The following is a 7,008-nucleotide window of genomic DNA, read 5'->3' as shown; positions in this document are numbered from 1 at the left end:
CTGAACAAGAGGGCGCAGCACCGCGGCCCTGCGCGCCTCTTCAGCACCAACGGCAACGGAGTCTTCGCCATCATCATTCATCGATATTTGCCGCAAATGTCTGTGAACCCTGTCTCAGGCTTAAGGGCAAAAATATCAGAATTAAAGGCAAAATCTCATATTTAAGGGCAAAGATCAGCCGTTGATTTCGTTGGATTTCCCATCTCACAATTAAGGGCTACGCGACAGCAGGTGAATCGCCCCCTTGGAGCCGCGATATGGGATGGTCACGTCCAAGGTCTTCTGCCGCCGGGACAGGGTGCTGAAGTCCGGCACGGCCCATCCGAGTCCGGACAGCTCCAGTAGGCTCGCCACGAAACCAGTCGTTTGCCGGAGTGGCAGGCCGAGCAAGACCTTGATGGTAAGACAGGCCTGGATCGCCGCGTCGCTGTATGCCTGCTGGCGGCCGCGACGCCCGGAAGGCGCCGCTTCCCATTGCATCGAGGGATCGAACCAGACGGTCAGCGATCCGCGCTGCCTCCGCGCTTGATTGTAGCTATGCCAGTTGGTGGTCTTGTACGGGGTTTTCGCCGGTCTGCTCATGGCCGCCAGCTATCATGCTGGACTCGCGCAGTGAATCCCCCGCCGCATTTGCGCAACAAGGCCCCTGACAGGCACATATCCGGGTGTCATCGGCGCGCGGCCAGCACGTCGTAGAGATCCTCAGCCGACAGCCCATCATTTCGATCAGAGGTCGACCTTGCCTCTGTCGCGCGCGTCTCGACGATCCGCCACATCCGATATCGTCCCTGCCCCGTGACCTCCCGGATCAGGCCCCGCTCCTCCATCCAGTCGATGTTGCGCTGAACCGTGGCCCGGTGCGCGCCCGTCAATTTCTCGGCCATCTGTACTGAGACCAGCGGCCAGCTTGTGAAGAGATCCCGCAGCATCGGTGGAGTCTTGCCCGAGAGCGGCACCATCGTTCGCTCCGCCGCCGCCGCCCAGGCTTCGATCTCCTCGATCCTGCGCAGGGCTGCGAAGGTCGCGCTCTCCATCGCGTTCAGCCAGCGCGCCAACCGGGCGGGCTGGTCCCCGATCGCGCGAAAGCCCCCTCCCCCGCCCATGGCGATCGGTGCGAAAATCGCGCCCAGGGCGCTCCCTGACGGTGCGAGCTCGGTGATCGCGACACGCGAAGCCGTCACCGCAGCCTCGAGCGGATCGTCGATCGGCGAGAGCTCCGCGACATGCCAGAGATGGAAGCCCATGCAGGCCCGCGTAACTGGGTGGAGGCCTTCGGCCTGATCCATCATCGCGAGCCATCCGGCGGCCCGGTCCTCGAAGGCTTCGCGCTCTGCCATCTCGACCACGCGCGAGGGAGCCTTGGCATCTTCGAAACGCTCCCCCTGCCCCGGACGGTCGCGCCGATCGAGAAAGGTTTCGAGGTCACCGACAGCCAAACCACGCGCCAACAGCGCGGGTCCGCCGGTCAGCCGCCGCACGGTCCAGCCGATCCGGTACAGCGCCTGCGCATCATCCGTTACGGTCGAAACCCGCAGCGCCATGTAAAGCGAAAGCCGGTCGAGGCCGACCCGGTGTTGCGTGAGCCAGCTGAGATCCGCGGCTTCGATCAGGGCGAGCCGTTGCCGCCAGCCAGCCGGGCCGCGGCGCAGGCGTTCATCGAGGATTCCCAGGCGCGCCGCAACGCGGGCGAGCTGCGCCGCCTGCCCGGCCTCGGCCGCGCGCCAGGCATCGACTACATCGGATTCCTTCGCCTCAGGCGCAGGTCCGGGCGGCAGGTAATCCGGTTCGTCCTCCATCGGTCCGGGGAGGAACCAGAGGTCAGCGTCATCCTTGCCCTCGGACGCCTCCATATCCTCAAGAGGCACCCCGTCATCATCCATGTATGTCTGGCGAAATCTGTTCATGCGCGCATTATATGGCCATTATGCGCGCTTGGCCATGGAGTTTGAGGGGCTGCGATTTTCTCTACTATAGAAGCGTCCGAGGATCCTGTCTTCTCGAGCGCGATGTGGCGCCTCTCGTGGGCTTCAGCCTATAGATACAAGGCTTCCCGAACTCAGCGCGACGAGGGAAACGCCCATTGCACCCGTTTACAAACGGTCGATTGGTGACGTGATCCGCAATTACAAAAAGCCAGAGAAAGGGAAGCCCGGGTGCCGGGCTTGAAAGGATAGAGAGAGTCTCTTCCGGGTCCGGCGTGACAAGGACCCTGACCATGGCCAAGACCTCAACCCGACCGAAACCCGCCACCTCAAAGAAGACCGAAACTGCCGGATCGACCGCGCCTGACGGCGCTGCCGACATCCGCCTGATCCCGCTCAACCAATTGGAACCCAGCCCACTCAACGTTCGCAAGGTTGCGGCAAGCGCGAGCGATGACGCCGAACTCCTCGCCAGTATTCGCGAGACGGGCGTCAAACAGAACCTGGTGGTTCATGCGCTGTCTGAGACACGTTTTGCCGTCGATGCCGGCGGCCGTCGCCTCAAGGCGCTGAAGCAACTCGCCGATGACGGTGTCATCCGCGCTGATCACCCGGTGCCCTGCCTCGTTGAAGACGAGCGCAACGCCGTCCTCACCTCCACCACAGAAAACCTCCAGCGCGCGGCGATGCATCCCGCCGACCAGTTCGAGGCTTTTGAGGCGATGATCGGCGAAGGCCGCAGCGAAGACGAGATCGCGCTGAAGTTCGGCGTTTCCGTCGACCTGGTGCGCCGTCGCCTCAAACTCGCCCGTGTCGCGCCCGAGATCATCGAGCAGTTCCGCGCGGGCGACCTGACCGTCGAATGCGTGATGGCCTTCACGCTGACCGACGATCATGATCGCCAACTGGCGGTCTGGAATGCGGTGAAGGCAGGCCATCACATCCACCCGCAGAGCATTAAACGCCAGCTGACCGAGACGGCGCATTCGGCGAACTCGGCGCTTGGGCGCTTTGTCGGTATCGAGGAATACGAAGCGGCGGGCGGGGTTCTGCTGCGTGATCTCTTCGATGATCGCGCCAGCGCCCACATGGAAAACCCCGAGCTCCTCGAGCGCCTCGCCATCGAGAAACTGCAGGCTGCGGCCAAAACTTTCGAGGGAACGTGGAAATGGGTAGAGGTGCATCTCTCGGTGGATTACGGCGCGTTTCGCAGTTTCGGGCGGGTGTACCCGCAGGACATTGACCCCGATCCGGACCTGCTCGCCGAGGAAGAGCGTCTGATTGCGCGGGAGGAAGAACTGGCGGCGCAGAATGACGGTGAGGACTGGACCTACGCCGAAACCGAGGAATACTACGCCATCGAGCCGCGCCTGCGCGAGATCGAGGCCTTGCAGCGCGAGCGGCAACCTTACGCAGACGAAGATCGTGCCATCGCGGGGGTTGTCCTCACCATCGGCCATGACGGGGAGTTACGCGTCGAGAAGGGCCTTGTTCGGCCCGAGGATATTCCTGCGGCGCCCGAGCCCAACGAGACCACCGCAGATGCGGATGGCGCTCCCTCCCCTGCCCGTCCGCAGGTGACGCCGCCGACCTCTTCTACACCGGTGCCGACCTCCGACCCGGCCGCGACGTTGCGCAAGGCGGACGGGATTTCGGCGAGCCTCGCCGACGATCTGCGCGCGACGCGTCAGTATATCCTCAGGGCGCATCTGGCGGCGGATTTCGAAGTAGCGTTCGATGCGATGCTCTACGCGCTCTGCGAGCAGGCGCTGGGGCGATCCTACAACAACGAGGCGCTCGACATCTCTATCCGGCCCTTCCAGGCGCAGAACCGCGAGGTGCTACATGCGGATACCGTCGCCCAGAAGATGCTCGAGGCGCTGGAACAGGATCTCGCCACCGACTGGATGAAACTGGAGAAGCCCGAGGATTTCCGGGCGATGTCGGCGCTGCCCGTTGCCGACAAGCAGGCGCTTTTCGCCTGGGCAACGGGTCTGGCGGTCAAACCGCAGCTCTCTTCCGACAATCGCCCCTCCCCGATCATCGAGGAGATCGGCGCGCGGCTCGATGTCGATGTGGCGGCCTGCTGGCGCCCAACCGCGCAGAACTACTGGGGTCGGGTCAACAAGGGGCATGCGGTGGCCACGGCGCGCAAGCTGATCGGCGACGACTACGCCGAAGATCGCAATCGCGAGCGCAAGGGCGATATCGCCGCGGCCATGGAGCGAGCCTTTGCGGAAACGGCGGGCGAGACGGAAGGTTTCGACGCCGCCACGGTCGCTAGGACGATGCGGTGGTTGCCCGACGGGATGCTGTTTGCCGGTGCGACAGAGGCCGACGCCAACACGGTTGGCGATGCGCCGCAGACCGAGGAAGGCGACGTGCCCGCCGCAGACGCTCTGGCAAAGGCGGAGATTGAGGAACCATCGTCCTTGCCCGCCTTCCTCAGCGGGGACGCGGCCTGACGAAGCAAACATCGATCTGATTGCCTCATGAGCTTTGGGCCGTCCTCACATCGAGGGCGGCCCTTTCCGGCTGACGGGTTGCCTACAGCCGATATCGGATCGGCTGGCCCGTCCCGGAGATATCCCATGACCACCACACTCGACCTTGACCCTGTGCGGGAAGCCGCGCTGATCGCCGCACAGAACGATGCGTTTCGCCGCTCGATCCTCGGCACGACCCCTGTCGCCGATGCCCCGCAGGGCCAGTTCGTGATGACACGCGGTGTCGCGGCACTTGGGCCCGACGCCCAACTGGAGCTCTCCCGCAGTGTTGCCGCGTTTGACGCCTTCAATGCCGACAGCGACCCGCAGGGATGGCACGAAATGGGGGTCATCGAATTCGATGGCACGACGGTCTGGTTCAAACTCGACTTGTACGACACCGACTACACGTACGGCTCGCCCGAGCCCACTGATCCCGCGCAGACGCGTCGCGTGCTGACCCTGCTTCTCCCGTCGGAATACTGACGCCCCTTTTTCACCGACGTCGCCCCGGATCGCCCTTGCACAAAGGGCGGTCCTTTCGGGCTGGCGGGTTCCAAGGGGCGCGATGAACGGGTCCGGCCTGCTGCAGGAGACCAGAGATGGCCAAGACACTCGACTACCAGATCACCCTCTATCCCGCGCATCGCGATGGCGCATTTGTCGTCACCCAGTTCCAGATGCTGGGGAGCTACCCCGAAAAGCGCATCCAGGCCGCGGGTATGGATGACCTGATCGACAAGGTGACGCAGTTCGCGATGGAACACGGCGAGAGCTGCCGAGCCGCAGTGCGCTGCCTAGCCCCACGTAAGCCACCTGGCTTCGCGAAGGCGACGGCAGAGCTTTACTTCAACCTCGAGGACCGCACCGGGTCCGCGTGCGGTGATGCAGCCAGCTGAGCGCATGCATGTGACATGGGTGGCACTTGATCGATGGCCACCCTCCCCTTCCACTTTTCTAGGATATCAGACATGAAACAGACACCAGATTTTTACGCGCAGATGATCGAATCCCACAGATGTGCTGCCGAACAGCGGGTCGAGACCCGTGCGGCCCTTCTCTCCGAGCTGCGTGCCCTCGGCGTTACGGGCATCGAGGTGCAATACGAAGGCTACGGCGATTCCGGCAATGTTGAGGATGTCGTTGTGGCCCCTGACACGGTCACCCTGACGGACGAGTTGCGGCGCGGGGTCGAAGACTTCGGTTGGGATTTTGCCTATGCGCTGAGCCCAGGCTTCGAGAACAACGAGGGCGGCTACGGCGAACTGACCTGGTCGCTCGAGGCGGACAAGATCGTTGTCAGCCACTCGAACCGCTATATCGCTTTTGAGACCACCGAGCACGAGGGGCTCTGACATGGCACATCCCCTCCATCACGCCGAAAGCTCGGCCCAAAAATTCGGCGGAGTTCCAGATGATTACCAGTTCGTGCATGACTGGTTTGATGCGTCCAAAGAGCACCTTGCGATCTTTACGCATCGCGCACATCGGCACCACACGCTCGGGATCTTCGAAGCTGAGCGATTGTTTGGCCGCAGCCTGACCAACAGCGCCGGCCGGGTCGTCCCGATCCGCTGGATTGGCGAGCAGCATGTGCGCGAAGACTGCCAGGGGCGCATCCCGTCGCTGGCGGACTGGCTCGGCCGCATTCAGCCGGAGCCGTGGATGGCCAATGGCCGGATCGACAACGACCCGACGCAGATCGGCAGCGATCCGCGCGCGGTCTGGATCGAGGCGGTGGCCAATCACAAGACCATTCTCGGGTTTGAGGATTGGCTTCTCAAGGTCTCAATCGAGCACGTCCAGCATCGCCTGATCCGCGACGCCGCCTGATCCGCTGGGCGGCAAACTCACCAACCACCTGACCACGTCCCAATCGACCCGCTCGAGCCGCAACCGGCTCGGCGGGTCGATTGCGTTTCAAGAAAGGACATCGACATGCACGACCCCATCTATGAAGAGGCCTACCAGGGCCACATCATCAAGATCTACCACGACCCCGAGGCGGAAAGCCCACGGGAGTGGTGCAACCTTGGCAAACTGATGTGTTGGCACCGCCGATACCGCTTGGGGGACAGCCATCCGTTCGACAGCCCCGAAGCGTTCCTGCGCGATCTTGCCGATGTTTCGGATCATAGTGATCTCTCGATGGAACAGTTGCGCGACCGCGCGGAGCGCAAGGCGATCCTGCTGCCCGTGTTTCTCTATGACCATTCCGGCCTCGCGATGAACACCATCGGGTTCCACTGCCCGTGGGATTCCGGCCAGGTCGGGTTTGTCTACGTGATCCTTGAAGCGGTCCGGACGGAGTTCGGTGTGAAACGCGTCACCAAGGCGCTGCGCGCAAAGGCTGAAGACATCCTGCGCGCAGAAATTGTCAGCTACGACGCCTATCTCGGCGGGCGGGTCTATGGCTATGTCATCGAGTGGGACGGCGAGGAGGTCGACGCCTGCTGGGGGTTTATTGGCGACTATGAGCTGGACTGTCTGCTCGAGGCGCGCCGGGCGGTGCCAGCACCGTTGCCGAGTCAAACACGCGAGTCCGCTGCCGCTCAAGCGCGGGCTCACCCTTAGGAACCGGCACAGGTGGCATACGCTCC

At 63.3% G+C, this 7,008-nt stretch carries 7 protein-coding genes and 1 pseudogene; 6 read left to right on the top strand and 2 right to left on the bottom strand.

What is annotated here, in order from left to right; genetic code table 11:
- Nucleotides 1–225: 225 nt before the first annotated feature.
- Together I6N89_RS23600 and I6N89_RS23595 are read right to left on the bottom strand one after the other, a co-directional pair.
- Nucleotides 226–582 (bottom strand): annotated as a pseudogene (locus tag I6N89_RS23600) (transposase); the annotation flags it as partial.
- 86 nt (nt 583–668) lie between these two features.
- The gene (locus I6N89_RS23595; protein ID WP_419247636.1) at nt 669–1,904 is read right to left on the bottom strand and encodes a helix-turn-helix domain-containing protein; all 1,236 of its coding nucleotides are present in this window, start codon (nt 1,902–1,904) and stop codon (nt 669–671) included.
- 311 nt (nt 1,905–2,215) lie between these two features.
- Between I6N89_RS23595 and I6N89_RS23590 the strand changes: the two genes are divergently transcribed.
- The 6 genes from I6N89_RS23590 (at nt 2,216) to I6N89_RS23565 (ending at nt 6,982) form a co-directional block, all read left to right on the top strand.
- Nucleotides 2,216–4,387 (top strand): ParB/RepB/Spo0J family partition protein, encoded by a 2,172-nt coding sequence (locus I6N89_RS23590; protein WP_207020766.1) that lies wholly within the window; start codon nt 2,216–2,218, stop codon nt 4,385–4,387.
- Nucleotides 4,388–4,513: 126 nt separating this feature from the next.
- The gene (locus I6N89_RS23585; protein WP_207020765.1) at nt 4,514–4,894 is read left to right on the top strand and encodes a DUF3768 domain-containing protein; all 381 of its coding nucleotides are present in this window, start codon (nt 4,514–4,516) and stop codon (nt 4,892–4,894) included.
- A gap of 116 nt (nt 4,895–5,010) precedes the next feature.
- A complete protein-coding gene (locus I6N89_RS23580; protein ID WP_207020764.1) occupies nt 5,011–5,307 on the top strand; it encodes a hypothetical protein in 297 nt (98 codons plus the stop codon).
- Between the two features lie 72 nt (nt 5,308–5,379).
- Complete coding sequence (locus I6N89_RS23575) at nt 5,380–5,763, top strand: DUF6878 family protein (RefSeq protein ID WP_207020763.1); 384 nt, start codon at nt 5,380–5,382, stop codon at nt 5,761–5,763.
- 1 nt (nt 5,764) lies between these two features.
- Entirely contained in the window at nt 5,765–6,241 is a 477-nt protein-coding gene (locus I6N89_RS23570; protein ID WP_207020762.1) for a DUF6915 family protein, read from the top strand.
- A gap of 105 nt (nt 6,242–6,346) precedes the next feature.
- A complete protein-coding gene (locus I6N89_RS23565; RefSeq protein ID WP_207020761.1) occupies nt 6,347–6,982 on the top strand; it encodes a hypothetical protein in 636 nt (211 codons plus the stop codon).
- Nucleotides 6,983–7,008 lie beyond the last annotated feature (26 nt).

Origin of the sequence: Salipiger abyssi (genome assembly GCF_017311415.1) — a bacterium.
Taxonomy (GTDB): domain Bacteria; phylum Pseudomonadota; class Alphaproteobacteria; order Rhodobacterales; family Rhodobacteraceae; genus Salipiger; species Salipiger abyssi_A.
This window is presented reverse-complemented; position numbering and strand designations above follow the sequence as displayed.

What these genes read in the sequence shown, in the direction of transcription:
- I6N89_RS23580 (WP_207020764.1), top strand. Translation starts at nt 5,011, where the DNA reads ATGGCCAAGACACTCGACTACCAGATCACCCTCTATCCCGCGCATCGC.
- I6N89_RS23565 (WP_207020761.1), top strand. Translation starts at nt 6,347, where the DNA reads ATGCACGACCCCATCTATGAAGAGGCCTACCAGGGCCACATCATCAAG.
- I6N89_RS23585 (WP_207020765.1), top strand. Translation starts at nt 4,514, where the DNA reads ATGACCACCACACTCGACCTTGACCCTGTGCGGGAAGCCGCGCTGATC.
- I6N89_RS23575 (WP_207020763.1), top strand. Translation starts at nt 5,380, where the DNA reads ATGAAACAGACACCAGATTTTTACGCGCAGATGATCGAATCCCACAGA.
- I6N89_RS23590 (WP_207020766.1), top strand. Translation starts at nt 2,216, where the DNA reads ATGGCCAAGACCTCAACCCGACCGAAACCCGCCACCTCAAAGAAGACC.
- I6N89_RS23570 (WP_207020762.1), top strand. Translation starts at nt 5,765, where the DNA reads ATGGCACATCCCCTCCATCACGCCGAAAGCTCGGCCCAAAAATTCGGC.
- I6N89_RS23595 (WP_419247636.1), bottom strand. Translation starts at nt 1,904, where the DNA reads ATGAACAGATTTCGCCAGACATACATGGATGATGACGGGGTGCCTCTT.